The 26,282-nt window shown below is 45.7% G+C and carries 24 protein-coding genes and 1 pseudogene; 12 read left to right on the top strand and 13 right to left on the bottom strand.

The genetic code is table 11. The annotated features are described in order from the left end of the window. Positions 1–10: 10 nt before the first annotated feature. Together BQ7997_RS21425 and BQ7997_RS21420 are read left to right on the top strand one after the other, a co-directional pair. Positions 11–1,420, top strand: a complete 1,410-nt coding sequence (locus BQ7997_RS21425) for a GNAT family N-acetyltransferase (RefSeq protein WP_073347972.1) — start codon at positions 11–13, stop codon at positions 1,418–1,420. A gap of 19 nt (positions 1,421–1,439) precedes the next feature. Then, positions 1,440–1,964, top strand: coding sequence for a hypothetical protein (locus tag BQ7997_RS21420; protein WP_073347971.1), 525 nt, complete (start codon positions 1,440–1,442; stop codon positions 1,962–1,964). Here BQ7997_RS21420 and BQ7997_RS21415 read toward each other — a convergent pair. The 4 genes and pseudogenes from BQ7997_RS21415 to BQ7997_RS21405 all read right to left on the bottom strand — a co-directional run bounded on the left by BQ7997_RS21415 (position 1,961) and on the right by BQ7997_RS21405 (position 4,985). Then, positions 1,961–3,505, bottom strand: coding sequence for a M20/M25/M40 family metallo-hydrolase (locus BQ7997_RS21415; protein ID WP_073347970.1), 1,545 nt, complete (start codon positions 3,503–3,505; stop codon positions 1,961–1,963). The two genes, BQ7997_RS21420 and BQ7997_RS21415, sit on opposite strands and share 4 nt — an antisense overlap. Positions 3,506–3,686: 181 nt before the next feature. Next, positions 3,687–3,789, bottom strand: a pseudogene (locus BQ7997_RS25425) (MarC family protein); the annotation flags it as partial. Between the two features lie 85 nt (positions 3,790–3,874). Continuing rightward, positions 3,875–4,339, bottom strand: a complete 465-nt coding sequence (locus BQ7997_RS21410) for a MaoC family dehydratase (RefSeq protein WP_022138141.1) — start codon at positions 4,337–4,339, stop codon at positions 3,875–3,877. A gap of 118 nt (positions 4,340–4,457) precedes the next feature. Then, a complete protein-coding gene (locus BQ7997_RS21405; RefSeq protein ID WP_044655972.1) occupies positions 4,458–4,985 on the bottom strand; it encodes an SGNH/GDSL hydrolase family protein in 528 nt (175 codons plus the stop codon). A gap of 130 nt (positions 4,986–5,115) precedes the next feature. On the opposite strand from BQ7997_RS21405, the gene BQ7997_RS21400 reads away from it, so the two are divergent. Beyond that, on the top strand, positions 5,116–6,807 hold the full coding sequence (locus BQ7997_RS21400; RefSeq protein ID WP_073347969.1) for an RluA family pseudouridine synthase: 1,692 nt from the start codon (positions 5,116–5,118) through the stop codon (positions 6,805–6,807). A 68-nt stretch (positions 6,808–6,875) separates the two neighbouring features. On the opposite strand, the gene BQ7997_RS21395 is transcribed toward BQ7997_RS21400, so the two are convergent. The 4 genes from BQ7997_RS21395 to BQ7997_RS21380 all read right to left on the bottom strand — a co-directional run bounded on the left by BQ7997_RS21395 (position 6,876) and on the right by BQ7997_RS21380 (position 10,978). After that, positions 6,876–7,814 (bottom strand): leucine-rich repeat domain-containing protein, encoded by a 939-nt coding sequence (locus BQ7997_RS21395; protein ID WP_083589324.1) that lies wholly within the window; start codon positions 7,812–7,814, stop codon positions 6,876–6,878. A 289-nt stretch (positions 7,815–8,103) separates the two neighbouring features. Then, positions 8,104–9,276, bottom strand: coding sequence for a helix-turn-helix transcriptional regulator (locus BQ7997_RS21390; RefSeq protein WP_073347967.1), 1,173 nt, complete (start codon positions 9,274–9,276; stop codon positions 8,104–8,106). Positions 9,277–9,393: 117 nt separating this feature from the next. Then, on the bottom strand, positions 9,394–10,749 hold the full coding sequence (locus tag BQ7997_RS21385; protein ID WP_073347966.1) for an MATE family efflux transporter: 1,356 nt from the start codon (positions 10,747–10,749) through the stop codon (positions 9,394–9,396). A gap of 22 nt (positions 10,750–10,771) precedes the next feature. Beyond that, a complete protein-coding gene (locus BQ7997_RS21380) occupies positions 10,772–10,978 on the bottom strand; it encodes a hypothetical protein (protein WP_073347965.1) in 207 nt (68 codons plus the stop codon). Between the two features lie 75 nt (positions 10,979–11,053). Here BQ7997_RS21380 and BQ7997_RS21375 point away from each other — a divergent pair, with 75 nt between their 5' ends. The 4 genes from BQ7997_RS21375 (at position 11,054) to BQ7997_RS21360 (ending at position 15,595) form a co-directional block, all read left to right on the top strand. After that, complete coding sequence (locus tag BQ7997_RS21375) at positions 11,054–11,353, top strand: nitrous oxide-stimulated promoter family protein (RefSeq protein WP_073347964.1); 300 nt, start codon at positions 11,054–11,056, stop codon at positions 11,351–11,353. Positions 11,354–11,386: 33 nt separating this feature from the next. Beyond that, positions 11,387–12,121 carry an SDR family NAD(P)-dependent oxidoreductase gene (locus tag BQ7997_RS21370; protein WP_022138148.1) on the top strand — a complete coding sequence of 245 codons (735 nt, stop codon included), beginning with the start codon at positions 11,387–11,389 and terminating at the stop codon, positions 12,119–12,121. Between the two features lie 112 nt (positions 12,122–12,233). Further along, on the top strand, positions 12,234–12,503 hold the full coding sequence (locus BQ7997_RS21365; RefSeq protein WP_022138149.1) for a zinc ribbon domain-containing protein: 270 nt from the start codon (positions 12,234–12,236) through the stop codon (positions 12,501–12,503). Between the two features lie 332 nt (positions 12,504–12,835). Next, the gene (locus tag BQ7997_RS21360; RefSeq protein WP_073347963.1) at positions 12,836–15,595 is read left to right on the top strand and encodes a hybrid sensor histidine kinase/response regulator; all 2,760 of its coding nucleotides are present in this window, start codon (positions 12,836–12,838) and stop codon (positions 15,593–15,595) included. An 84-nt stretch (positions 15,596–15,679) separates the two neighbouring features. Here BQ7997_RS21360 and BQ7997_RS21355 read toward each other — a convergent pair whose 3' ends face one another. Next, positions 15,680–15,943 (bottom strand): GNAT family N-acetyltransferase, encoded by a 264-nt coding sequence (locus BQ7997_RS21355; RefSeq protein WP_073347962.1) that lies wholly within the window; start codon positions 15,941–15,943, stop codon positions 15,680–15,682. Positions 15,944–15,993: 50 nt separating this feature from the next. Further along, positions 15,994–17,307: a TIGR01777 family oxidoreductase gene (locus tag BQ7997_RS21350; protein WP_073347961.1), complete on the bottom strand. Its 1,314-nt coding sequence runs from the start codon at positions 17,305–17,307 to the stop codon at positions 15,994–15,996. A gap of 123 nt (positions 17,308–17,430) precedes the next feature. On the opposite strand from BQ7997_RS21350, the gene BQ7997_RS21345 reads away from it, so the two are divergent. Genes BQ7997_RS21345 through galB form a run of 4 tightly spaced genes read left to right on the top strand, consistent with a single transcriptional unit; the run spans position 17,431 to position 22,759 of the window. Beyond that, positions 17,431–18,270: an endonuclease VIII gene (locus BQ7997_RS21345; RefSeq protein WP_073347960.1), complete on the top strand. Its 840-nt coding sequence runs from the start codon at positions 17,431–17,433 to the stop codon at positions 18,268–18,270. Positions 18,271–18,298: 28 nt separating this feature from the next. Next, on the top strand, positions 18,299–19,279 hold the full coding sequence (locus tag BQ7997_RS21340) for a lytic transglycosylase domain-containing protein (RefSeq protein ID WP_073348500.1): 981 nt from the start codon (positions 18,299–18,301) through the stop codon (positions 19,277–19,279). Positions 19,280–19,311: 32 nt separating this feature from the next. Beyond that, complete coding sequence (locus BQ7997_RS21335) at positions 19,312–20,214, top strand: ion transporter (RefSeq protein ID WP_073347959.1); 903 nt, start codon at positions 19,312–19,314, stop codon at positions 20,212–20,214. Positions 20,215–20,257: 43 nt separating this feature from the next. Continuing rightward, positions 20,258–22,759 carry a beta-galactosidase GalB gene (gene galB / locus BQ7997_RS21330; protein WP_073347958.1) on the top strand — a complete coding sequence of 834 codons (2,502 nt, stop codon included), beginning with the start codon at positions 20,258–20,260 and terminating at the stop codon, positions 22,757–22,759. Between the two features lie 99 nt (positions 22,760–22,858). On the opposite strand, the gene BQ7997_RS21325 is transcribed toward galB, so the two are convergent. Then, on the bottom strand, positions 22,859–23,224 hold the full coding sequence (locus tag BQ7997_RS21325) for a ribosomal maturation YjgA family protein (protein ID WP_044653478.1): 366 nt from the start codon (positions 23,222–23,224) through the stop codon (positions 22,859–22,861). 176 nt (positions 23,225–23,400) lie between these two features. On the opposite strand from BQ7997_RS21325, the gene BQ7997_RS21320 reads away from it, so the two are divergent. After that, positions 23,401–24,069, top strand: coding sequence for an MgtC/SapB family protein (locus tag BQ7997_RS21320; protein ID WP_073347957.1), 669 nt, complete (start codon positions 23,401–23,403; stop codon positions 24,067–24,069). A gap of 26 nt (positions 24,070–24,095) precedes the next feature. Here the strand turns inward: BQ7997_RS21320 and BQ7997_RS21315 are convergent, their stop codons facing one another. Together BQ7997_RS21315 and BQ7997_RS21310 are read right to left on the bottom strand one after the other, a co-directional pair. Beyond that, positions 24,096–24,869 (bottom strand): TIGR03915 family putative DNA repair protein, encoded by a 774-nt coding sequence (locus BQ7997_RS21315; RefSeq protein WP_022138160.1) that lies wholly within the window; start codon positions 24,867–24,869, stop codon positions 24,096–24,098. After that, on the bottom strand, positions 24,866–26,134 hold the full coding sequence (locus BQ7997_RS21310; protein ID WP_022138161.1) for a putative DNA modification/repair radical SAM protein: 1,269 nt from the start codon (positions 26,132–26,134) through the stop codon (positions 24,866–24,868). The genes BQ7997_RS21315 and BQ7997_RS21310 overlap by 4 nt, the downstream gene beginning before the upstream one ends. Between the last annotated feature and the right edge of the window lie 148 nt (positions 26,135–26,282).

Raw genomic sequence — 26,282 nt, 5'->3', positions numbered from 1 at the left:
CAGATTTAAAATGAAACTGCATCATATCGCCATTTGGACTTTTCGCCTGGAAGAATTGAGAGAGTTCTATATCCGCTTTTTCGGTGGGAAAAGCAATGAGAAATATGTTAATCCCAAGAAGGGATTCGAGTCTTATTTTATATCCTTCGATGAAGGGCCTTCTTTGGAGTTAATGAGCCGGCCGGATGTACAGAATACGGCGGTGGAAGAAAACAGAGTCGGGCTGACACATCTTGCTTTCACTTTTCCCAGTCAGGCGGAAGTTCTTCGTTTCACTGAAGAGATACGTTCCGAGGGGTATTCCGTCGTAGGTGAGCCACGCACTTCGGGAGATGGTTATTTTGAAAGTGTAGTTCTCGATCCTGATGGAAACCGTATAGAGTGTGTGTACAAGAAAGAATCAGGAGAAGAGACGGAGACAGGAGAAAAAGCAGAAACCAATGAAACAATAACCCATACTCTTGAAACGGGGCGCTTGGTAATTCGTCCTTTTCAGGAAAATGATGCAGAAGCATTTTTCGCTTGTTGTCAGAATCCTAATCTTGGGAATAATGCCGGATGGGCACCCCATAAAACAATAGAAGAATCGCGTGAAATACTTCAGAATGTGTTTATCGGACAAGAGAATGTCTGGGCAATAACACTGAAAGATACGCAACGGCTTATCGGTTCCGTCGGAATCATCCCCGACCCGAAGCGGGAGAATCCGCAGGTTCGTATGCTGGGATACTGGCTTGATGAAGCGTATTGGGGTAAAGGATATATGACGGAAGCGGTGCAGGCTGTACTCAACTACGGATTCAACGAACTGCAACTCAGCCTTATCACTGCCAATTGCTATCCGCACAACAAACGGTCGCAGCAAGTGCTCGAACGAAACGGATTTATCTATGAAGGCGTGCTGCATCAGGCGGAATTGACATACAATGGGAATATATTCGACCATTTGTGCTATTATCTTCCTAATGTATGTCAGCCTACTCCGCAAGATTACGATGAGATTCTGCAAGTTTGGGAAGCATCGGTACGGCACACTCATGATTTCCTTACAGAAGAACATATCCAGTTTTACAAACCATTGGTGCGCAATCACTATCTACCGGCGGTGGAACTATACATCATCCGGGATGCCAGTAGAAAAATTGTAGCTTTCATGGGATTGAGCGACGAGTTAATCGAGATGTTATTCGTGAATCCCGGCGAGCAGGGAAAAGGATACGGCAAGCGGTTGGTGGAATATGCTATTCAGAAAAAGCAGATGGATAAAGTGGATGTAAACGAACAGAATGAGAAGGCACTCAGCTTTTATCTTCACATGGGGTTCCAAATCACCGGAAGGGACGAAACGGACGGCATGGGGAAACCTTACCCGATTCTGCATTTACAGTTGAAAGAAGCAAATACCACAACAAAGGGCTAACCCTCAAAAACAAAGCTACATGAACCTACGTGATAAATTATCCGTTCGTTTTCATATCGAAGACATCAGGGAAGTACTTCATTTCATACAAGACGATGAAAGGCTTCGGGAAGAAATCTATCAACTGATGTTTGACGAAGACGATACCGTCTCTTACCAGGCTTTGTGGACTTGTACTCATTTCTCAAAGGAAGATGTAGAATGGTTGAGCCAAAGACAGGACGAGTTGATTGACGCGGCACTTACTTGTCAGCACTCCGGAAAGAGAAGGATGTTCCTGAATCTGCTTAGTCAGCAACAGCCGGCTAACCCGCCACGAATGGACTTCCTTGATTTCTGTATGGAGCGTGTCATATCCCGGCGGGAACCGGGCGGAGTGCAGTCTCTCTGTATAAAACTTGCCCACCAATTGACCTGCTCCATCCCTGAGTTACAACAAGAACTGCGCACAATGCTGGAAATCATGGAACCCGAATTATTGAATCCCGCTATCCGTGCCGTGCGCAGAAATACACTAAAGGCGATGAAAGCGAAGAAGAACTAATAGTTTTTCATCACTTCTTTAAAGTACCATTGAATCTTGCCGAAGTTTTCCAACGAAATATACTCGTTCTCATTATGAATCGTACGTTGCTCGTACTGGTTCAGGCAAATCGGCAGGAAGCGATAAATATCATCGCTCACAATCTGGTACTTGTACGAATCAGTACCGCCAATCGTGATATAAGAAGTGACGATGGCGGCAGGATATATCTTAGCCAGTTCTTCCCTGATAATCTCGAAACCTTTTACGTTTTCGGGAGAAATGCCCGAAGGTTCACGTTCGGATACTACATTGATAGTAACATCATAGCCTTCGCACAACTTCTTCACGTGTTCAATCACTCCGGCAACCGAGCCACCGGGTAAAATACGGAAGTTGACAGTAACTTCCGCTTCCGAAGCCAGTACATTGGCCGCATCACTTCCCTTTGCCATCGTCACGGCTGTCGTTGTGCGCACCAGTGCGTTGGAAGCGGGAGATTTCTCCATTGTTTTCAACAGTAACGGTTCAAGCAGCCATTGGTTGGCTATCGCCATTCGTGAAAAGAATCCCATTTCTCCCCCTACATTATCGAAGAATGCAGCGATAGGAGAAATAATCTGTGCAGGGAATTGGTTGTTATTCAGCTTCTCAATGATTTCCGCAGCATATACCAAAGAACCTTTTGCGGGAGGCATTGAAGAGTGACCGCCCATTCCTCTGACCGTGAGACGCAGAGTAAGAAAACCTTTCTCTCCCACTCCCACCAAAGCCAACGGTCCTTTTATGGATTCCATAGCCGAACCGGGAGCTGCAATGATACCGCCTTCATCATATACCGCATCAAAACGCAGTCCTTTCTCTTTCATATAGTCTGCTATTTTGAACGCACCCTGACGCCCGCTCACCTCTTCATCCTGTCCGAAAGCAAACCAAATATCCCTTTCCGGCTGAAAACCTTCAGCTATCAGATTATCCGCACCTTCCATCAGCGAGAACAGCATACATTTCATATCGAGCGTGCCGCGACCGTATATACGTCCGCCTGCAACAGCTCCTGAAAACGGGGGATAATCCCATTTCTCCGAGTACGACTCGATGGGTGGCAACGGCTTATCATTGATTTGGAAAACAGTATCGGGAGCAGTCGCCGTAGCCGGATCATATCCGATTACGGGAACGACATCATAATGGGATAAGAATAATATAGGTTTCAAATCACTGTTTTTTCCTTTCCAGTGAAAGACCAGTCCATAAGTGTTAATGGTATCTACCTCCATCGTCTTATATACTTCAGGATATGAACCAGCCAAATACGTCATAAATTCATCGAACGGCTTGAAATTTGTTTCTTCATAAACTTCATTGCTGATTGTCGGAATCCGTATTCCACCTACAAAACGGCGTATAGCTTGTTCGGAAGGGGTCGTGTTCACCAGTTCTTTATCACTCACATTTTTCTCTACTTTACCAAATTTATAAGTGACGGTTCTCAGCACCAGCACCAATACAATGACAAGTAGCAGAACCAATATGGCTGCGAAAATTATTTTAGTTTTCATACTTCAGTTATTTAGAATTGTCTCTCTTAAAATTAAATGTGACACACATCTATAGAATAAACAAACCATCGCAACTAAAAGATTTCAAATTCCGTCTTAATTTCCACACTTGCCGGTTTCGGTCAATTATCATAATATATTCAAATGAAATATCTGCGATATCCCCGTCACCGAAATCTGTCCCACCACCCAATTGAATTACAGGAATAGCCAAACCCGAAAATTAGCAGAAACAAATGACCTATCACCAACGTACCTACGCCAATCATTATAAAATTAAAAGTTTGAAGCGCAGGGAAAAACTAAGAAAAAACAAGAAGCTGCCTCCCAAACGGGAGACAGCTTCTTTATGATGTCATTCTAATTCAATCAATTGAAATAATATAAGAATACGGCAATCCCTTCGAGAGCTTTCTTCGGTTGGTCTTTTATTTCAATGGCAAACTTGATTTCAGCTTTTGCCACACCACGCAAGTTGGTCAATGAATGAAGTGTAGTCACCAGGCGGATGCTCTGTCCTGACAATACAGCCTGACCGAATTTCATCTTGTCCATACCGTAGTTAATCATCATCTTCAGGTTATTCACCTGGATTATCTGGTTCCACAGATATGGGAGCATGGACAATGTCAGGTAGCCATGAGCTATTGTGCTATGATAAGGGCTGTCCACTTTGGCACGTTCCGTATCTACGTGAATCCATTGATGATCCAGTGTCGCATCTGCAAAAAGGTTGATACGTTCCTGCGAAAGTTCCACATAATCAGAAACACCTATTTGTTTGCCTACCAGTTTCTCGAATTCTTCGTACGAATTGATAATTACTTTTTCCATAGTCTTATCGCTTTATGGGGGTTATTAATCTATTAATTGACGGCAAAATTAGGAAAAATAAACTGATATGCCATCAATTTTTACGATAAAAGCAGTAACAAAAGAAATCGGGTATCACTCATAAATCGACAGCTTGTTTCACTGTTTCCGCCAGTATGCTGTAGCCTTTGCCATTCAGATGCAGGTCGTCGATGGTCAGGTCGGGATTCAGTCTGCCGTCCAGTAACAAGCGGTCGAATACATCGAGATAGATAATGTCCGTTCCTTGTAGTTTTTCATATATTTTCCGGTTGAGCATACGGATGAACTGGTTTACTGCCGTACTGTAATCATCGTAATCGTTTCGTGGAAAAATACAGAAAAGATATGTTTTCAGAGAAGGAACGGAAAGGACTGCTTTCACATAACGTTCTACGTAATCGTCCACATTCTCATCGTTCAACCGATAGATGTCGTTGCTGCCGAATTGGATGATAACCTGACAATCGGAAGTATCCACAGTAAAAGACTCGACATAAGCCAGTCCTTCACCGGGTGCTCCGTAGTTCAAGCATTCCCATTGGGGGAAATAAATATCCAATGCCCAAAATGCCATATGGCTGTTGCCGACAAAAGCAAATTTCGGTTTTTCCTCAATCCTGTCCATTTTATATTCACTCAAGTTTATACTTAGTCAAGCATCCACTTTATTTCATTCAAACTCCGGAACAAATATAGGACAAAATTCGCGGATTTACCTTACTTTTGCACCCATAATCACAATCAAATATAAACCGATGATACATTTTTTCAAGAAGTCCGTTTCTCATATTGCGTTACCGGAGAAATTCACTTACCCTTTCCTGTATACGCCTCATCCGTTGTGCGTATTAGCGGCGGAAGAAGTGAAAGAGTATATCACAAGCCGGAAGGAATGGCAGGATGAATTAACTCTTGGAAAAATGTTCGGAGTACTGGTTGTAACGCAGGAAACGGAAGGAGCTACGAAAAAAACTACGGATAAAGATACAGAAAAAGGGACGGAAGAAGGAGGAAGAATAGGCTATTTAGCTGCCTTTTCCGGCAATTTGGCGGGAAAGAACCTGCATACTTATTTTGTTCCTCCTGTTTATGACTTACTGCAACCACAAGGATTTTTCAAGATTGAGGAAGAACAGATTTCCGCTATCAATATCCGCATCAATGAATTGGAGAATAGTGCTTCCTGTCTTGAGTCAAAAGAGAAGTGGAAAATAGAAACGGAGCAGGCTCAAGCGGAGTTGAATCACGCCAAAGCGGAGCTAAAAGCTGCGAAAGAAGACAGAGAAGCCCGACGCCGGTCATCACCCGGAATTTCCGAAGAAGAACAGGCCGCTTTGATTCGGGAAAGCCAATATCAGAAAGCTGAATATAAACGGAAGGAAAAAGCATGGAAGAAGCGGTTGGAAGAGCTCGAAGCGGAAGTTAACCGTTTCAAGAGTGAAATAGAAAGCCTGAAAGCAGAACGGAAAGAACGTTCGGCAGCTTTACAACAAAAGCTGTTCGGACAATTCCGGATGTTGAATGCGAAGGGAGAAGCGAAAGACTTATGTACCATTTTCGAGCAGACAGTCCGGAAAGTCCCACCCGCCGGTGCGGGTGAATGCGCATTGCCCAAGTTGCTGCAATATGCGTATCTTCATCAATTAAAGCCGTTGGCGATGGCTGAATTCTGGTGGGGGGATTCTCCTAAAAACGAAATCCGGCATCATGGATATTATTATCCTTCGTGCAAAGGGAAATGTGAACCGATTCTGCAACATATGTTGCAGGGATTGGAAGTAGACGAGAATCCGTTATTGGATAATGTTCATAAAGATACGGAATTGGAAACCGTGTTTGAAGATGAATGGTTGGTGGTGGTCAACAAACCGGCAGGAATGTTATCCGTGCCGGGAAAGGCGGAAGACATGGATTCCGTTTATCACCGCTTGAAGAAAAAGTATCCTGACGCTACGGGGCCTATGATTGTGCACCGGCTCGATATGGCGACTTCAGGACTACTGCTTGTGGCCAAAACGAAAGAAGTACACCAACATTTGCAGGCACAGTTCGAGAACAGGAGTATAAAAAAACGATATATAGCTTTGTTGGACGGTGTCATAGCAGAAACCGAAAAGACAGGAAGAATCTCACTCCCCCTCTGCCTGAACCCTCTCGACCGCCCCCGACAAATGGTGAATGAAGAGTACGGAAAGGAAGCTGTCACTGAATATCAGATAATCACAAATTCAGAGAAATATACCCGCATCGCTTTCTATCCGTTGACCGGACGTACCCATCAGCTACGTGTACATGCCGCCCACCTGAAAGGGCTGAACTGCCCCATTCTGGGAGACGAGCTCTATGGCAAGAAAGCGGACAGGCTTTATCTCCATGCCGAGTATATCGAGTTCCGCCATCCTGTCTACGGAGATATTATCTGTATACATAAAGAACCGGAGTTTTAAGAAACTACTCCAAGTCATGATGGAGTAATTCCTTAAAGTTATTTGGCCGTATCCGCATTAATAATGCGCTACTGGAAAAAAGTGATACTCTTCCATGTATAAGCGTCAGAGTATTCATTAGGTGTATACCACGTTGTGGCAGATTCAGCTTTCGGAGTGGCTGTGCCGGAGTCGTAATGTTTGTCAACATTCAATGTGAGGTGGCATGCTTTGGCGAAATTACTGCCGTCGAAAGGTGGCATACCCATACTAGGATTTATCTTCAATGCCAGATTGCCCGGTGCAGTCAGTTTGAGCGTGGTCAGGTTGTTACATTGCTGGAATGCCTGACCGTTGATTTCAGTCACTTTGGGCAACGAAAGGGAGACGAGTCCGGAAAATGCAAAAGCACCTTCATGAATCCGGATGGCTTCCGGCAGTTCTACAGTCTTCAATAGAGGACAGCCAGATAGAGCCTGAAATCCGACATCTTCCACACTGCTGCAAGAAACAGTGGTCAATGTCTGACATGCGAAGAATGCGAAAGAGCCAAGCGCTTTCACCTCAACCGGTAACTTCACTGCACGCAAAGCAGGGTAATAGTAATGAAATACATCGTCCAAATATTCCCGCCCGTAGAAAGCTCTTGCGGGCAAGCCACGTACACTACCCGGAAGATAATTAAATTTTTCATCAACCCTTCCATCTACATTCACTAACGGCCAATCAGTCACGCCGGTCAAGTCTATCACTTCCACGTTGGAATCAAAAAAAGGGTTGCCATCCGGAATACCAAGCATAGATACCTCCACGGGTATCCCTATTTTGGAGAACTCACCCGTCAGTTTGAATTCCTTGACACCTGCATCGAGGTCGGCTTTGATAGCGGCCTTTACTTCATCAGCAGTCATAGAAGTCATGTCGATAATACCCGGAGTGCGATTGTCCTCTCCATTTTCATTCTCGTCATTACCGCACGAGGCAAACATTAGTAATGCCAGTGCAAAGGGGATAAATAATTTCTTCATAACTTATTAATATAATGGTTTTCTATATCGGAAGCCTTCCGGCCGTTTTTTCGGAATGAAACAAAGAAGAAGAGGGATGTAAAGAGCTGTTTCGCTCTGCTAAAGTATTAGATTGCAAAGTTTCTGCCAAATAAAATCAATTGTCTTTTGTTTAAACGCACAATAAACAATTTTCCAATATACAAAAAACAATTTTCCGATAGACCGAAAAGCCTTTAGGGAAAGAATGGAAACCAGACCCTGACAACACAAAATTATAAGAAAAGAAGAAAGAATGCGAGAAGGTATATTATTCTCCCTCCAAACGTATCCGCATACCATATTCTCTTGGGGTGACTCCCACCGCCTTTTTGAAGTCCCTGCAAAAATTTCCGCTATTGGCGTAACCAATCTTCCGGGTCATATCCGTGATGGAAATCGCGGGATTTTTTTGATAAAGCAGACATGCCTCACGTATGCGCAAATCATTGCGCCAAGTACTGAACCATATACCATGACGTTTGCTCATATACCGACGAAGAAAAGGCTTGGTGGTTCCCAACGAAGCCGCCACCTCCTCCGAAGGAATATCTTTCCGGCAATATTCTTTCCGCTCTATATATTGTTGAAGCCTTTCATGCAGTATTTGTTCTTTTTCCGTAAGGATGTCTTCGGTCATCAACTCCTTTCCGTTCCCTTCTTCAATATCTTCCCTTGCCTCTGTTTCCATGTTTCCGCTACCCGGTTCCGATTCATCTGCCATGAACTGCCTGTTCAGTGACTCCGCCACAATGACCGGAATAGCAAATTTCATCTTATGGTAGTAATTGACAAACCACATCACTATAAAACTGTAAAAAAGAACATACAACGGTACAAAGAATTTGTATATACCCGGATAAAACAGGAGTGACAGTGCCATGATTCCAATAACTAAAGCGCTATAAAAACCGATTTTCACCCAATACAGACGACTTTCCTCATTATCGTCATAATAATCTTCCACCTCCTGCACGGTCTTATGGTAAGCCAACATAAACTTCCATGTATAGAAAGCCAACTGGGCAACGTAGGCAATAATACCCGCATAAAAGAACCACATAAAAGAACCGGTAAAACAGAACAGGACGACAAACAGGGTAATACCCGCTACGGTAATAGCCACCGCATGACGAAACACCACGCTCCACCGGACTGCGTCCGGACGTATGAAAACCAACATGGACACGGTGAAAAGCAGTGCCTGGAATGATGCGACAAAAAGAGTACTGGCAGGCTCGATATGGCGGTCATATCCTGTAAAACAGCATATCAGACTGAGAAACGCCAACACGAAATAAGAAGATACAAGGATGTTGCGTGCTTTGCGCAATTTATCCAGTCCGCTTTCCGGCGATATTATTGTAGTCCACAGCATGCCACCCAATATCGCAATTACGAAAGCGGAACCACCCATCAAAAACTTATATGTTGTTTCATCCATATTTCCCGACCGTTATAATTGCAAAAATACATTTTTTCGCCAATTAAGGAAAGTTGAATGAAGAAAATACGGGATGACAGCGAATATTTATTTCATTTTCTTTCGGTTATGTAAAAATCAGAAGCTATTCGTAAGTACCTGTCTCCTCAATCGCCTGTAAACATAAATAAAAGCAGGGACAAGGAATAAATCCGCAGCTATCCAAGCCATCGGGTCACCGTAGCAGACGGCAAGGAAGCCGAAAGCCGGAACTGCATAAAGGCTGACGAGAATACGGGCAACCATTTCTGCCACTCCGGAGAACATGGCAAGATTCGTAAAGCCCACTCCCTGGATGGTATAACGCAGGATGCACAAGAGTCCGAGCGTAGGAAAGAACATACAGGAAATATGAAGGAAGAGCTCCGTATCCATCAAAATCTCCGTTTCCGACGGGTCTACAAAGATGAGAGCAAAATACTTGGCTCCCAACATCAGGAGTACAAAAGTAAATGCCGCATAGATAATCATCATCAAGGCACTTGCCTTAATACCCTGCCAAATACGTTCCGGTTTGCCCGCGCCATAGTTCTGTCCGCTGAAGGTAGCCATCGCAATCCCCAGACTCTCGAACGTACAGATAAAGAACATCTTGATGCGCATTGCCGAGGTAAAGGCGGCAACACAGGCTGTTCCCAACGCATTGTTCGCACTTTGCAGCATGATACTGCCAATAGCGGTGATGGAGAACTGAAGCCCCATCGGCACACCGATATAAAGCAGCGTCTTTGCCAGTTTCGACTGAAACCGGCGTTCTTTCGGCGTACTTCGCAATATTTCAAACTTCCTGTACATATAGATATAGCAGAGAACGGCTGAAAGTCCCTGTGAGAATACCGTGGCAATGGCAGCTCCCGCCACTCCCCAACCAAGCACAAGGATGCAGAACAAATCAAGAATTATATTCAGAACCGTAGAAAGGAGCAGGAACCAAAAAGGAGTCTTGCTATCTCCCAACGCACGGATAATACTCGAAAGAAGATTGTAGAAGAACGTGAAAGGCACACCGATAAAGGTGACAAGCAGATAAGCGTATGCCCCCTCGAAAATATTCTCCGGCGTACGCATCATCCGAAGAATATCCGCGCACAGAATACTGGTGACAACAGCGATAGCCACAGACATCACCATAGAGAGTTTCAGGCTGACGGAAACATAACTGCGCATCGTACTATAATCCCTCGCCCCGAACTTCTGCGCCACGGGAATGCCGAAACCGCCGCAACACCCGTTGCAGAATCCCAGAATGAGGAATACCACCGATGTGCTGGCTCCAACCGAAGCCAACGAATTAATTCCCAAAAACTTTCCAACGATTGCCGCATCGACAAGCGAGTACGTTTGTTGCAGCAGATTGCCGAGCAAAAGCGGCAGTGTAAACCTTAAAATCAGAGGTAATGCCGGCCCTGCCGTCATTTCTTTAGAGGTTGCCATACGTCTATGTTCTAATATTACCTTATCTTTTCACCAGTCTTTTAGGTGAGCCATGCCATGAACAACCCAAGCAATAGACTTCTGTCAAATCGAACCCTTCCATAGAATCTGCCGGATTCTTGGGTACTACTTCTCCATCTTCCATCACATAGACCAGCAACCTCTCGTTCCGGTCATTCTTTACATATAAGGCGGCAATTTTACATTGCGGACACAATAACTTTTTCATGCGGCAAAGATACAAAACAGAATTGGATAAATTTTCTGTAATCTTCCTTATCTTTGTGGAGTTCAAAAAGAGAAAATGAAGAAACAACGTATTGCACATGAGAAGAAGGTGGTAGAATTGATGATTCGTATCTACTGCCGGAAGAAGGAGAAGAACGCTGTTTTTTGTCCCGATTGCGAGGAACTGCTTCACTATGCACATACGCGTCTCGACCGTTGTCCGTTCGGAGAGAAGAAGAGTTCGTGCAAGAAGTGCACGGTGCATTGTTACAAACCGGCAATGCGTGAACGGATGCGGGCAATAATGCGTTTCTCCGGCCCGCGGATGTTGCTCTATGCACCTTGGGAAGCTATCCGCCATTTGCTGAATTTATAAGAAACAACATTAATCTAAACATATATATTTGTAATGAAACGAGCTGTTATTATTGGAGCTACATCCGGCATCGGACAAGAAGTTGCGAAATGCCTGTTACTGGAAGGCTGGCAGATTGGAATAGCAGGCAGACGGCAGTCTGCCCTTGAAACCTTGCAACGGGTTGCACCTGACCAAATTGAAATTCAGGCATTGGACGTCACCCGTGAAGATGCAGCAGAAAAGCTGAATGCGCTCATAGACAAAACGGGTGGCATGGACTTGTTTCTTCTTAGTTCCGGCATCGGTTTCCAGAACATGAAACTGGATATGGAAGTGGAACTGAATACGGCACGCACCAATGTAGAGGGATTCACCCGCATGGTGGATACCGTTTTTGCGTATTTCAAGAAGAAGGGCGGCGGACATCTGGCGGTTATCAGTTCCATCGCAGGGACGAAAGGACTTGGCGTAGCTCCTGCCTATTCTGCGACCAAACGTTTTCAGAATACTTATATTGATGCTCTCGAACAGCTTGCCCATCTTCAGAAGTTGGACATTCATTTTACGGATATTCGTCCCGGATTTGTAGCCACGGATTTATTGAATGACGGAAAGCATTATCCGATGTTGATGAAAGCGGATAAAGTGGGATGGCACATTGCCCGTGCGCTGAAAAACAAAAGACGGGTGGTAATCATCGACTGGCGTTACCGGATTCTTGTGTTCTTTTGGAGAATGATTCCACGTTGGTTGTGGAAGCGCCTGCCTGTAAAAACGAACGGGTAAAGGTACGAATTTATAGAAAAAAGAATTGATAATTAGCAAGATCAGATAACTATTGTTCCGATAAATCTACCTATCTTTGTCCGGTAACCAGAAACTTAAAACAAAAATAAAGATGGAACAGAAAATTTGTCAGTGTTGCGCCATGCCGATAGACGAATCTACATTCGGAACAGAAACAGACGGTAGCAAGAATGAAGAATATTGCCACTACTGCTATGCGGACGGAAAGTTTACTAAAGACTGCACTATGGATGAGATGATTGAACATAACCTGAAATATTTGGATGAATTCAATAAAGACTCTGAAGTGAAATACAGTGTAGAGGAAGCACGTAAAACAATGAAAGAGTTCTTTCCGCAGTTGAAGCGGTGGAAAAAATAAGCAAGAACAACATAAAGGGCTGTGTAAAAAAGGTGACATAATCAGGAGAATCCATTCCGATTACCTTTTTTACACAGCCCTTTCTATTTTTTCAAAGAAGTCATCGTCAGTTATTACTCCAAACTACAATAAATTGTATCTACCTATTAAATTATCCGCAAATAGACAACAGTCCCTATTCATTTTTTCCTTTTTATCATTCATTATTTCTTCCCATTCACTTTTTTATTATACATTTGTAACCGAATGTCCTTTCATCAGGACTGTAAACCAATAGAATAAATAAAAGACAAATAGTTCAGTTCTTATTTACTGATAAAAAGAAACAACAAATGAAACAAAGCGATTCACCTATCCTCAAGGATGACCATGTGCTTTCAGAAAACAAATCTGCCGGATTGACACACGACCTACTTTTGTTCGCAGAAAACATTTATGCCAGCCTGCCGATGAGTATCGAAGTTTATGATACTGATGGAATCTTACGTAAAATCAACGATAAAGCCCTGAAAATGTACGGAGTCAGCGACCGGACAACAGTCATAGACAAAGTCAATCTTTTCGATAGCCCCTATATGGACAAAGATTTGAAAGCCAAAATTCAAAAGGGCGAAGAAGTCACATTAGAATTTGAATATGACTTCGACCGTATAAATAGTGACGCCTATTTCAGCAGCCAAAAAAAGAACTCTATTATTTATGAAGCACAGGTAGTGCCGGTGTTGGATAATAAAAGAAATATTATCGGACATATATTACTCTCTAATGACGTGACTGCCGAAAAAGAAGCGGAATTCCGTACGGAAGAAAGCAAGAAAAATCTGGAAATGGCTATGGAAGCCGCAAATATGGCTTCATGGGTATATAACGTCCACAAGAAAACGTTCAGCACATTGTACGGAAACGCACTGGCAAAAGAGGAGATGTCGCTGGAACAGATGCAAAGCCTGCTACACCCGCAAGACCGCCTACAGTTAATGCAGCTTTTCGCCCAACTGATAAACAAGGAAACCAAACAGGTGCACACCACCCTGCGCTTTTATAATAAGGAAGAAAGACAGTACCGCCATTACGAAAGCCGTATGCGCTTGTCTTCCGAACATCGAGGAAAGCTGCTGATTGTCGGCACCCAACTGGATGTGACGGAGAAAATACAAATGCAGAAGAAAACACAAGACCTGACTTCCAAACGTGAACTTGCCATGCAAGTGAGCAATATCGTGCATTGGGACTTCGATGTGACAACGCAGAAATTCGAGTCCTACAATGACCCGATTAACGACTATGCCCCCAACAGACTTGTCTCTCTCCAGGAATTTGAAAGTGTTGTGCATCCCGACGACCGTTCCACTTATTTTGATGCCATGCAATCCATGCTGTCGGGCGAGAACGAAACCGTCAATTTCACCTGCCGTATACAGACAAAATACGATGAGTCCTGGCAATATTGCAATGTCATCGGCGTTCCTTTCGAGCAGGACGAAAACGGAAACACCATACGTTTCACCGGTTTCCGGCAAAATATCTCCAAGCTCCACCGCCTGAACGAGGAGCTCAAGGAGAGAAACTACAAAATGGAACTTACTTTCAAGACCGTCGGTATGTCATACTGGGACTTTGATGTGATAACCCGAAAATTCACTGCATTCAATGACCCCGTCAACGATTATCACCCGGAAACTCCGATTGATATCGACCAATATTTAAGCGTCTCCCACCCGGACGACGTAGAACTTGTGCGCGAACATTTCGAAGGTATGATTCACGGCAATGAGCAGGAATTCAATTTCCAATATCGCTCCAAGACAAAATGGGACAAGGAATGGCAGACTTTAATCATCACCGGTATTCAGGTAGAAAGAGACAAGAGAGGAAAAATAATCCGTTACACCGGTATAGGGTTCAACAATACGAAGTGGGAAAAAATGGCTCAGGAACTAAAGGAACTCAAAGACAAAGCTGAACTTTCCGACCGTCTCAAATCGGCTTTCCTTGCCAATATGAGCCATGAGATACGTACACCGCTGAACGCCATTGTCGGCTTCTCCGGTCTGATGGTGAATTGCGACGACCCCGAAGAAAAGGCAGAATATATGGAAATCATCGAATCAAACAATGAACTGTTGTTGCGACTGATAAATGACATTCTCGACCTTTCCAAGATTGAATCAGGCATACTTGAACGTAAGAGGGAAAAATTCAATCTATCCAAAGTATCCAGTGAACTTTATACCATGATTCAACCGAAAATCACCAATCCGAATGTGGAATTTATCATGGGGAATGCCGGCCCGGACTGCTGGATATTCCTGGATAGAAACCGACTCAAACAGGTGTGGATGAATTTCCTCACGAACGCGATAAAATGTACTCATTCCGGACACATCAAGATGGGATACAGTATCGAAAACGGGGGTATCAAGGTTTATGTGGAAGATTCGGGGGTCGGTATCCCGTTTGAATTACAGAACAGAGTATTCGGACGATTCCAAAAGCTCAATGAGTTTGCACAGGGAACGGGTCTCGGATTAGCCATTTCGAGAGCTATCATCGAAGGTGCAGGAGGAGAAATCGGATTTACTTCCACGCCCGGTGAAGGTTCCACTTTTTGGGCATGGGTGCCGTGTGAGATAAGCATGCAGGAAGACATTGAGTCCAAAGTAGCACCACAGCCACAACTTGTCCGGGAACGAAATACGCACATATTCAGACATCCTTTCTCTTTCAAAAATATAAATGGAGAAGAGTTGCAAATATTAATTGCCGAAGATAACGACAGCAATTATTCATTAGTGAAAAATATCCTCAAAGAATATCAGATTACCCGCGTAGTGAACGGAGTGGAAGCCGTGGAAAAGGTGCGCAACGAAAAGTTCGACATCGTTCTCATGGATATGAAGATGCCGATAATGGGCGGACTGGAAGCGACACGGAAAATCAGGGAATTAAACCCGGCTATTCCTATTATAGCACTGACTGCCAATGCTTTTGACACCGACAGAGTAAGTGCTATGGAAGCGGGTTGCAACGCATTCCTGGCAAAACCGCTGAAGAAAGAAGAATTGCTCGAACTGTTTTCTTTCAAACAATAACGACATCAAAGGGTGATAATGTAATATACCCAGTTCTCAATCCAGCCCACCCGGAACACACCATACTCATATCCTTTTATTCCATCATCCCAGTTCCGGGTGGCGCTCTAGCCACCTCACCGCATACGAGCAAGTAGCTTTCGGTTTCATTCCGTTGGCTGAGGCGTAATCATAAGCAGCTTTTACCAATGCGGCGGCTATTCCGCGACCTTCTATCGGACGGGGAACAATCGTGTGGATGATGTCGAGAGAATCACCAAGAAGGCGATATTGTACAAAGGCGGTGCGACCGTCTACTTCTGTCTTGAACAGTTTTTGTTCGGGCTGATGAATAATTTCGTAATTCATAATCTTGTTTTTTAGAATTGCTTTGTTCTACACAATCAGTTTTGTTACCGTTAGAATTGTTCGATCCATTGCAATCGGTTTGTATCATAACCGCGGCGACCGGCAGCGGTGACGAGTTTTTTCTTTATATCTTCCGGCAGTTGGGGTGTCCGGCTCAGTATCCAGAGATATTTGTCGGTGCTACTGCCTACGAGCGCATAGTTATAGTTCTCACTGTCCAACTCCAATACGTAATAGTCCGAATAGAAGTTGAGGAAGAAAGAAACTTTCAACTTTCCCGGTTGTGCAGGGTCGGGTATCTTGGCATGCCCATTGGCGGTCTTACAGATGTCATAAGGAGAGTTGCGTTTGCATCCCCGGTTTTCGACACGGATAGAGCCGTCGGGACGGAGCGTGTAAGTAGCGGTCACATCGACAAGTCCATGTTCGAAGCGGTTTTCGTAACGGGCTATTTCGTACCAAAGTCCCATATAACGGTTCAGGTCGAGAGTGCGGACAGTGCTATGGTCTGTTCCTTTGAACAACCGTTCCACGTCGGGGACGGAAAAATGGAATCCCGCTTCCTGAAGGCGGGTAGGGCGAACCCGCTGACCGGATGTGAGGAAAGAAGCCGCTTCGCCATACAATATCCGGAACACTGCTTGCGGAACAACAATTGTCGTCCATGCATGATAGGCTTTCCCCATCTCACGGGCAAAAGTATATTGGGAAATTTGTTGCGGAGCAACCAGGTTGAATACTCCACGCGTCTCCTCATGGGTGATAAAGAACTCCATTGCCCGGCAAAGGTCGCGTATATCTATCCATGGGAAAGGCTGGTCACCCGGCCCGATGGCAGCAGCAATCTTCGTAGCCTGCAATGGTCGGAGCATCTGTTGCATCGCTCCCCCATCCGGTGAAAGCACAACACCGAAACGGGTAATGACAAGCCGCGTATGCTCCGGACAACGTTTCGCCTCTTTTTCCCAGGCATAGCAAAGGTCGGACAGGAACCCGTCTCCCCGCGTACGGGTATATTCGTCCACTTCCGCCATCGCAGGATAATATCCTACGGCAGAAGCCGAAATCATCAGTTTCGGTTTTGTCCTGACAGCATTCAACGCACGGATAATGCGGTGCGTGACGACTATGCGGCTGTCGAAAAGTTCCTGCTTGTGTTCCGGCGTCCAACGTTTGTTTATCGGCGCTCCTGCCAGGTTGATGATAACATCGCAATGCGCCAGCGTCTGAATCAAATGTCCGGACATACCCTCGCGAAACATCGACCTCCCCAAAGGAATCACACGATGTCCGCCCTTTTCGGTCAGATAATTGGAGAGATGTTTACCTATATATCCGGTGGCTCCGGTCATTGCTATATTCATCTTGATTCTATTGTATATTCAACTCTACTAGAAAAACGTATAAAATGCAGGAAAAGTTCTTTGAAAAAAGCAAAATGAGGTTATCTTTGCAAGGTAGACTTAAACATTGAAAGGAAAAGCCATATGATAGAAGCCCCTGAAGCACGTATTCTTAGCGAACAGTTGAACGAAACGGTCAGAGGAAAAAAAATAACGGATGTGTACACACAATTCAGTCCGCACAAGTTTGCCTGGTTCACAGGCAGCGCGGATGAATATGCCGGGTGGCTGTCCGGCAAGACAATAGACCATGCACAGCCGCAAGGCGGCATGGTGGAGATAACAATAGGTGACAAAGTCCTCGTACTGACGGACGGTGTGAACCTGCGTTATCTGTCTCCGGGGACGAAGTTACCCGCCAAACATCAGTTGCTCATTGCTTTTGAGGATGAGAGTTGCCTGATAGCTTCCGTGCGTATGTACGGCGGAATGATGTGTTATGACAAGGATGCCACCGCCGGTACTCTCTCCGAATATTATCTCACAGCGAAAAGCAAACCGCAGGTGATGTCCGACGACTTCACCAAAGAATACTTCCTCGGACTCATCAACGCCGAGAGCGCGCAAAAGAAATCCGCCAAAGCTTTTCTGGCTACCGGACAGACCATTCCCGGACTTGGAAACGGCGTTTTGCAGGATATTCTTTACCATACCCGCATCCATCCGAAGAAAAAAATCGCCGGACTGACTGACAAAGAGAAAGAAAATTTGTTCTATCAAGTAAAGGAGACAATGAACGACTTATACCGCCAAGGCGGACGAAGCACGGAAACCGACCTCTTCGGAGAAAGTGGCAAATACGTAGCCTGCCTGTCGAAAGACACCGCCGGCACAGCCTGTCCCCGTTGCGGAGAAACCATCGTGAAAGAAAACTACCTGGGCGGCAGCATCTACTACTGCCGAGGTTGCCAACCGCTAGCGTAGTGCTTATCAAACTAAAATTATGAATGAAATGAAGAAACAAACTAAAATCAACTATATCCTTACTCTGATATTAGTGTTCTGTATCGGTGTTACCATCCCTACTTTGATAGGCAGCAGCCAAGTTAATGAACAACACTCGGCAAAGTCGGAAGTGCCCTATTGTGTCACCTCTCCCACCGTGCCTACCCAAGTCACTTTCGATGGAACTACCATCGACCTTCGCCGCTACGACCGTCGCGAACGGATGGATCGTGAAATGATGGCGTTCACCTATATGCACTCCACCACCATGCTTCTGATAAAGCGTGCCAACCGTTACTTCCCCATCGTGGAACCGATATTGAAAGCGAACGGTATTCCCGACGACTTCAAATACCTTATGGTGATTGAAAGTAATCTGAACAACATCGCCCGCTCTCCTGCCGGAGCTGCCGGACTATGGCAGTTCATGCCCGCCACCGGACGGGAATTCGGACTGGAAGTAAACGACAACGTGGACGAACGCTACAATATCGAAAAAGCGACCGTAGCCGCCTGCAAATACTTCAAGCAAGCGTATGACAAATATGGCGACTGGATGGCCGTATCCGCCGCTTACAACGCCGGACAGGCACGCATCTCTTCCCAACTCGACAAGCAACTGGCAAGTCATGCCATGGACTTATGGCTTGTAGAAGAAACCTCCCGCTATATGTTCCGCCTGTTGGCCGCCAAAGAGATATTCAGCAACCCGCAACGCTACGGCTTCCTGCTGAAAAGAGAACATCTCTACCCGCCCATCCCGTACAGGAAAGTGACCGTCAACACCCCCATCGACAACTTGAGCGACTACGCCAAGCAACAGGGCATCACCTACGCACAACTCCGTGATGCCAACCCGTGGCTGCGTGACACTTCACTGAAGAATAAAACCGGAAAGACATACGTTCTCCATATCCCCACACAAGAAGGAATGTACTACGACCCGCAAAAGACAGTTGCCTACAACAAAAACTGGGTGATTGACTGACAGAGTATTTCATCCGGAACACATTTTTTATTATGAAACTGAAAGAAAGAATCCAACGTTTTCTGCATGACGATAAACTGAAACGAAAGTTATACGTCATCATCTTCGAATCGGACACTCCCGCAGGAAAACTGTTCGACGTGATTCTTATCGGCTGTATCCTGACCAGTGTATTGCTCGTCATTATCGAAAGCCTGAAAGGACTTCCCACATACCTGTCCACTCCATTCGTCATACTGGAATATATTTTCACCGCTTTCTTCACGTTCGAGTATCTGACGAGAATTTATTGCTCGCCCCGCCCCCGGAAATACGTTCTTAGTTTTTTCGGCATCGTCGACCTGTTGGCTACCCTGCCACTTTATATCGGGCTACTTTTCCCCGGTGCACGCTACCTGCTTATCATACGTGCTTTCCGGTTGATACGGGTGTTCCGTGTATTCAAGCTGTTCAACTTCCTGAACGAAGGCGAACGGCTGCTCACCGCCCTTCGCGAGAGTAGCAAAAAGATTGCGGTATTCTTCCTATTTGTCGTCATTCTGGTGACGTCCATCGGGACACTGATGTACATGATTGAAGGTACGCAACCCAATTCCCAATTCAATAATATCCCGAACAGCATTTACTGGGCCATCGTCACCATGACTACCGTAGGCTACGGAGACATTACTCCCGCCACCGGTTTGGGAAAGTTCCTTTCCGCCTGCGTGATGCTTATCGGTTACACCATCATCGCCGTGCCGACGGGTATCGTATCGGCTTCGATGATGAAAGATTACAAGCGCAGAAGAGACAAAGAATGTCCCAACTGCCACCGTTCCGGGCATGAGGACAACGCCGAATTCTGCAAATACTGCGGAAGTAGCCTGAACCCGTCCGATACCAAAGAAATTCCGAAAGACGAAACGAAAGACAAAGCGAAAGCCAACACATAACCCAAAACAAAAAAATGAAAAACATTTTCTAACCCCCATATATATGAATAAACATCTTAAAATCGCAGCAGCTCTCCTGGTAGCTTTACCGACACTTGTCAACGCACAAGTACGTACCTCACAAACCTTTGAGAAAGGATGGAAATTCACTCGTGAAGACAACAAGAATTTCAGTCAGAAACAGTATGACGACACCAAGTGGCAATCTGTCACCGTCCCGCACGACTGGGCTGTCTACGGCCCTTTCAGCATCGACAACGACAAGCAGAAAGTCGCCATCACCCAAGACGGACAGAAAGAAGCGTTGGAACACGCAGGGCGTACCGGCGGACTTCCCTTTGTCGGAGTGGGCTGGTATCGCCTGAATTTCGAAGCTCCGGACTTCTCTTCCGGCAAGAAGGCAACTCTTATTCTCGACGGTGCCATGAGCCATGCCCGTGTGTACATCAACGGACAGGAAGCCGGTTACTGGCCTTATGGTTATAACTCTTTCTGCATTGATGCCACCCCTTACCTCAAAGCCAACGAGCAGAACACGTTAGCCGTCCGCCTGGAGAACGAGACAGAATCTTCACGCTGGTATCCGGGTGCAGGTCTTTACCGGAACGTCCATCTGGTGATTAACGAAGACGCCCGCATCCCTACTTGGGGAACGCAGCTGACTACTCCGGTGGTGAAAAAAGAGTTTGCCAAGGTAAACTTGAAAACCAGTCTCGAAATTCCGTCCGGCAAGTCCTTCACGGATTATCGCATCGTGACCGAACTGAAAGCTCCTGACGGCAAAGTAGTAGCCACCAACGAGGAAAAAGGAACGAAGTATGACGGAAAAGTTTTCGAACAGAACTTCGTTGTTGACGCTCCCCTGCTTTGGTCACCTGACTCACCGTCACTCTACTCCGCCGTATCCAAAGTGTATGAAGGAAACACGCTGAAAGACGAATACACCACACCTTTCGGCATTCGTTCCATTGAAATTATCCCGAACAAAGGGTTTTACCTGAACGGTGAACGCACTATGTTCAAAGGTGTCTGCAATCACCATGACTTAGGCCCTCTGGGCGGCATTGCCAACGAAGCCGGTATCCGCCGTCAGATACGAATCTTGAAGGATATGGGTTGCAACGCCATCCGTACTTCCCATAATATGCCTGCGCCGGAATTGATTCGTGCCTGTGACGAAATGGGTATGATGGTAATGGCGGAATCATTCGACGAATGGAAAGGTGCCAAATTGCAGAATGGTTATCATAAGGTTTTCGATGAATGGGTGGAAAAGGATCTGGTGAATCTGCTTCATCAGTTCCGCAACAACCCCAGTGTGGTGATGTGGTGTATCGGAAACGAGGTTCCCGACCAGTGGAACGGCGACCGCGGTCCTAAACTCTCCCGTTTCCTGCAAGACATTTGCCACCGTGAAGACCCTACACGCCCTGTCACTCAAGGCATGGATGCTCCCGACGCCGTGGTTAATAACAATATGGCTGCCGTGATGGATGTAGCCGGATTCAATTATCGTCCGCACAAGTATCAGGAGAATTATAAGAAGCTCCCGCAGCAGATTATTCTGGGCAGCGAGACGGCTTCGACGGTCAGCTCGCGCGGTGTGTACAAACTGCCTGTTGCCCGCCGTTCCATGCAGAAATATCCCGACCATCAGGCTTCTTCTTATGACGTAGAGCACTGCGGATGGTCTAATCTGCCCGAAGATGATTTCATCCAGCATGAAGACCTGCCTTATTGCATCGGAGAATTCGTATGGACAGGATTCGACTATCTGGGCGAACCGACTCCTTATTATACGGATTGGCCAAGCCATTCTTCCCTTTTCGGCATCATCGACCTTGCCGGATTGCCGAAAGACCGTTATTATCTCTATCGCAGTCATTGGAACAAGAAAGAAGAAACGCTCCATATCCTGCCTCACTGGAATTGGGAAGGACACGAAGGAGAAGTAGTACCTGTATTTGTCTACACCAACCATCCGTCCGCCGAGTTGTTTATCAACGGCAAGAGCCAGAGCAAACGCACGAAAGACCTCTCCGTGACGATAGACAACAGTGCCGATTCGATTTCAATGGCTAACCTCAAGCGTCAGCAGCGTTATCGCCTGATGTGGATGGATGCCAAGTACGAACCGGGCACGGTGAAAGTAGTGGCTTATGATAAAGACGGAAAAGCCGTTGCCGAAAAGGAGATTCGTACAGCCGGAAAGCCTCATCATATCGAACTGGCTCCCGACCGTGCACAAATTAAAGCGGACGGGAAAGACTTGTCGTTTGTCACCGTCAGAGTAGTGGATAAAGACGGAAATCTCTGTCCGCTGGCCGACAATCTTATCAGCTTCAAAGTGAAAGGTGCAGGAACGTACCGCGCAGGAGCCAACGGCAACCCTGCTTCGCTCGAATCGTTCCAGACTCCGAAGATGAAGGTATTCAACGGCATGATGACTGCTATCGTTTCTTCAACGGACAAGCCGGGGAAAATCACACTGGAAGCTATGGGAAAAGGATTGGCGAAAGGTGTATTGGAAATTGAAAGCCGGTAAGAAGACTAGCAATTATCTTATTAAATTAAAAAAACGGTGTGATGGTCGCATGTACGATTCTCACACCGTTTTTTGTTATGTTCATTGAAATGCTTTTTGTTATTTCCGTTGAAACAATCGTTCAAATAAAATAATAAGCACACATCCCACCGCATAGCAGGCAATATCCGCCCAATCGAACGTAGAGCCTAAAACAACTCGGGCTACACGATTCGTAATTCCCAATGTCTCCACCAACTGAAAGTACTGGAGCACTTCCACAAAACAAGCAAAAAGGAAGACATAAAACGGCATCCGGGGAATCCCTGTCGGAAGAAATATCCTCACAAAACTATACACCAGTACAACAACCAGTACATCACCGACATAAGGACGCACGAAATTATCACGGACATACAAAGCTATCAGCACCTCGATACAAAAGATAACCAAAAAACTGATTATATAAAATATTCTTTTCTTCATCATTCGCTCAATCACGGAGTTAAACATTCATTTTGGTGTGCGAATATACGATAAAATGCAACGGATACGTTCAAATATTATTAAATTAATGACACAAAAAGAAGAAATAATTGTATATTTATAAGCCTAAGCATTTTTTTTCGCAAACAATTAAAAACAGAAAGGAGACTGAACGTATGATGTTGAATATGGATTTTATATTACGCTTGCTAGTTGCCGGAATACTTGGAGCCATTATCGGACTAGACCGTGAATACCGTGCCAAAGAAGCCGGATACCGTACTCATTTCCTCGTTTCGCTAGGCAGTGCCCTCATTATGATTGTTTCCCAATACGGATTTCAAGAGATTATCAAAGAAAGCAGCGTGACGCTCGACCCCAGTCGTGTAGCGGCGCAAGTTGTCAGCGGCATCGGATTTATCGGTGCAGGAACCATTATCTTTCAGAAACAAATCGTCCGCGGACTGACCACTGCCGCCGGCATTTGGGCTACGGCAGGCATCGGACTGGCAGTCGGCGCAGGAATGTACACTATCGGTATTGCCGCCATGGTGCTGACTCTCGTCGGACTGGAACTGCTTAGTTACCTTTTCAAAAGTATCGGCATGAAAAGTTCACTGGTTTCTTTCTCTACCGCCAATAAAGACACGCTGAAACTGATAGCGGACAGATTCAACTCCAAGGACTACCTGATAGTCTCCTACGATATGGAAACATTGCATCCGGGCGAATCGGAGTTTTATCAAGTGACAATGGTTATCAAGTCCAAGCGGAACAATGATGAAGGGCATCTGCTTTCCCTGATACAGGAATTTCCGGACGTAACGGTGCAGCGAATCGAGTAACTACCTCCTCTTCCCCCACTATCGGGTTATCGTTGCTTCTCCGTCAAATATTTCCAATAGCGCACAGGCATATCCTGCTTGTGCTTCCTCGGGTTCATGCGTTCTTTTATACAAATCGCCTTGAAATATGTTTTCCAAAGTTGCTGGAAGAGTTTTTCGTCTTTATCCATCAGACTTTCGTCAAGCATTCCCGTAATCAGATGGGATTCGCGGCTGTCATCATCAAAAGAAATCGTTGTCACATCCTGCAAGTCGTAATAAAAGCCATAGCGACGTTTCATATCATAGATAATCCACTTTTGGTCGGCAAAGCGGTCTTTAAAGTGATGAATGGTAAGCGGTAATGCGTTAAATTGCGGTTCGAAAGCAGCGAAGAACGTCCCGTCCGCCGCTTTCTGAAAACGGACGAACTGCATCAGGTGTACGCGTTCGCCATCCACCTTTTTCCAGATTTGTGCTAGTTTCAGTACATCCGGATCAGCAAAATTGGTTTCAATGGAACGGGGAGAATCAATCGCCTTGCGGATATAACGGAAAATAAGCATTCCCACTTCCGGCAGTTCCGACAACCAACTTTGAGTAAGGCACCCTAATGCCGAAGACGAAACTTTCTTCTGCAATCCACGCCATACACGGGCGGCTTTCTCTTCGTCGGTGACTACCGTATGCAACTCGTCATAGAATAAGGGCAAAGCATCTCCTTCCGACAAGAGTTCGTCGGGAAAGGTCTTGCGGAAATAGGCGTCAAAAACAGCAGTCAGCAGACCATCAAAGGTTTTATCGTAGATATAGATGTTCATTCTCCGAAGTCAAGTATCAACTGGCGTTCGTCCACTTTCTTTTTAGGTTTCGGCAGCAGCAGGGTGCGTACCCGTTGCGGTGAAAGCTCGTTCACGGTCTGCATTTGCAGGGGAAGTTCTTTGCAGGTGATGAAATATTGCGCTTTCTTCATCACTACTCCTATCTTTTTCAATTCGTAAAAGCCCAGTCGGGAGAAACGTCGGGAAGCGACGATCAGCTTCGCCGATTTCACGCCGATGCCCGGCACACGGAGAAGCATTTCGTAATCCGCCTTATTGATGTCGACGGGGAAATGTTCGGGATGGCGCAAGGCCCACGAGAGTTTCGGGTCTATTTCGAGGTCGAGATCCGGATAGGAGTCGTCCACTATTTCGTCTACTTTGAACTGGTAGAAACGCAGCAGCCAGTCGGCTTGGTAAAGCCGGTTTTCGCGTACCAGCGGTGGTTGCTTCAAGGCGGGCAGGCGCTTGTCGTAAGTATTTACGGAGACATAGCCGGAGTAGTAGACACGCTTCATCGTGGGACGGTTGTAGAGTGCCGACGAGAGGAACAGAATATCTTTATCGGACTCGGAAGTGGCGCCGACGATGACTTGCGTACTCTGTCCGGCAGGTGCGAAGCGCGGGGCATGGCGGAATTTCTGCCGTTCTTCCTTGCTCTCCAATACGCCTTGCTGGATATATTTCATCGGGGCAAAGACGCTTTTATGGTCTTTTTCCGGTGCAAGCAGTTTCAAGTTTTCTTCTTTGGGAATTTCGACATTGACGCTGAGACGGTCGGCATACAGTCCGGCCTCGTTCACCAGTTCACGGCTGGCGCCGGGGATGCTTTTCAGATGGATATATCCGTTGAAGCGATGCACCAGTCGCAGGTCTTTGGCAACACGCACAAGGCGTTCCATCGTATAGTCGGGGTTGCGGACAACGCCGGAACTGAGAAACAGACCTTCTATATAGTTGCGACGATAGAATTCCATCGTCAGCTCCACCAGTTCGGATACGGAGAAGGTGGCACGCGGAAGGTCGTTACTACGCCGGTTGATGCAGTAGGCGCAATCGTAGATGCAGTAATTGGTAAGCATGATTTTCAGCAGTGATATGCACCGCCCGTCTTCGGCAAAACTATGGCATATCCCCCATCCTCCCACAGTATTGCCCAATGTCCCCGGTTTGTTGGAGCGCACTGTGCCGCTGGAAGAGCAGGAAACATCGTACTTCGCGGATTCCGCAAGTATCTTCAGTTTAGCCAAGACATTTTCATTCATAAATTCCCGTTCTGATTACCTGCGCAAATATACGATTAAATTTGATTCTAGTATTCATTTTCAATGATTCCATAAAGTTCTTTATTCACTAGAAACCGCAACAGAAATGAATGAAACGATATATATTCAAGAAATATTTGTGCTATAT

The organism is Bacteroides congonensis (genome assembly GCF_900130125.1).
GTDB lineage: Bacteria > Bacteroidota > Bacteroidia > Bacteroidales > Bacteroidaceae > Bacteroides > Bacteroides congonensis.
The sequence above is the reverse complement of the archived record's forward strand: the minus strand, read 5'-3'. Positions and strand labels throughout refer to the sequence as shown.

What these genes read in the sequence shown, in the direction of transcription:
- BQ7997_RS21425 (WP_073347972.1), top strand. Translation starts at nt 11, where the DNA reads ATGAAACTGCATCATATCGCCATTTGGACTTTTCGCCTGGAAGAATTG.
- BQ7997_RS21420 (WP_073347971.1), top strand. Translation starts at nt 1,440, where the DNA reads ATGAACCTACGTGATAAATTATCCGTTCGTTTTCATATCGAAGACATC.
- BQ7997_RS21415 (WP_073347970.1), bottom strand. Translation starts at nt 3,505, where the DNA reads ATGAAAACTAAAATAATTTTCGCAGCCATATTGGTTCTGCTACTTGTC.
- BQ7997_RS21410 (WP_022138141.1), bottom strand. Translation starts at nt 4,339, where the DNA reads ATGGAAAAAGTAATTATCAATTCGTACGAAGAATTCGAGAAACTGGTA.
- BQ7997_RS21405 (WP_044655972.1), bottom strand. Translation starts at nt 4,985, where the DNA reads ATGGACAGGATTGAGGAAAAACCGAAATTTGCTTTTGTCGGCAACAGC.
- BQ7997_RS21400 (WP_073347969.1), top strand. Translation starts at nt 5,116, where the DNA reads ATGATACATTTTTTCAAGAAGTCCGTTTCTCATATTGCGTTACCGGAG.
- BQ7997_RS21395 (WP_083589324.1), bottom strand. Translation starts at nt 7,814, where the DNA reads ATGAAGAAATTATTTATCCCCTTTGCACTGGCATTACTAATGTTTGCC.
- BQ7997_RS21390 (WP_073347967.1), bottom strand. Translation starts at nt 9,276, where the DNA reads ATGGATGAAACAACATATAAGTTTTTGATGGGTGGTTCCGCTTTCGTA.
- BQ7997_RS21385 (WP_073347966.1), bottom strand. Translation starts at nt 10,749, where the DNA reads ATGGCAACCTCTAAAGAAATGACGGCAGGGCCGGCATTACCTCTGATT.
- BQ7997_RS21380 (WP_073347965.1), bottom strand. Translation starts at nt 10,978, where the DNA reads ATGAAAAAGTTATTGTGTCCGCAATGTAAAATTGCCGCCTTATATGTA.
- BQ7997_RS21375 (WP_073347964.1), top strand. Translation starts at nt 11,054, where the DNA reads ATGAAGAAACAACGTATTGCACATGAGAAGAAGGTGGTAGAATTGATG.
- BQ7997_RS21370 (WP_022138148.1), top strand. Translation starts at nt 11,387, where the DNA reads ATGAAACGAGCTGTTATTATTGGAGCTACATCCGGCATCGGACAAGAA.
- BQ7997_RS21365 (WP_022138149.1), top strand. Translation starts at nt 12,234, where the DNA reads ATGGAACAGAAAATTTGTCAGTGTTGCGCCATGCCGATAGACGAATCT.
- BQ7997_RS21360 (WP_073347963.1), top strand. Translation starts at nt 12,836, where the DNA reads ATGAAACAAAGCGATTCACCTATCCTCAAGGATGACCATGTGCTTTCA.
- BQ7997_RS21355 (WP_073347962.1), bottom strand. Translation starts at nt 15,943, where the DNA reads ATGAATTACGAAATTATTCATCAGCCCGAACAAAAACTGTTCAAGACA.
- BQ7997_RS21350 (WP_073347961.1), bottom strand. Translation starts at nt 17,307, where the DNA reads ATGAATATAGCAATGACCGGAGCCACCGGATATATAGGTAAACATCTC.
- BQ7997_RS21345 (WP_073347960.1), top strand. Translation starts at nt 17,431, where the DNA reads ATGATAGAAGCCCCTGAAGCACGTATTCTTAGCGAACAGTTGAACGAA.
- BQ7997_RS21340 (WP_073348500.1), top strand. Translation starts at nt 18,299, where the DNA reads ATGAAGAAACAAACTAAAATCAACTATATCCTTACTCTGATATTAGTG.
- BQ7997_RS21335 (WP_073347959.1), top strand. Translation starts at nt 19,312, where the DNA reads ATGAAACTGAAAGAAAGAATCCAACGTTTTCTGCATGACGATAAACTG.
- galB (WP_073347958.1), top strand. Translation starts at nt 20,258, where the DNA reads ATGAATAAACATCTTAAAATCGCAGCAGCTCTCCTGGTAGCTTTACCG.
- BQ7997_RS21325 (WP_044653478.1), bottom strand. Translation starts at nt 23,224, where the DNA reads ATGAAGAAAAGAATATTTTATATAATCAGTTTTTTGGTTATCTTTTGT.
- BQ7997_RS21320 (WP_073347957.1), top strand. Translation starts at nt 23,401, where the DNA reads ATGATGTTGAATATGGATTTTATATTACGCTTGCTAGTTGCCGGAATA.
- BQ7997_RS21315 (WP_022138160.1), bottom strand. Translation starts at nt 24,869, where the DNA reads ATGAACATCTATATCTACGATAAAACCTTTGATGGTCTGCTGACTGCT.
- BQ7997_RS21310 (WP_022138161.1), bottom strand. Translation starts at nt 26,134, where the DNA reads ATGAATGAAAATGTCTTGGCTAAACTGAAGATACTTGCGGAATCCGCG.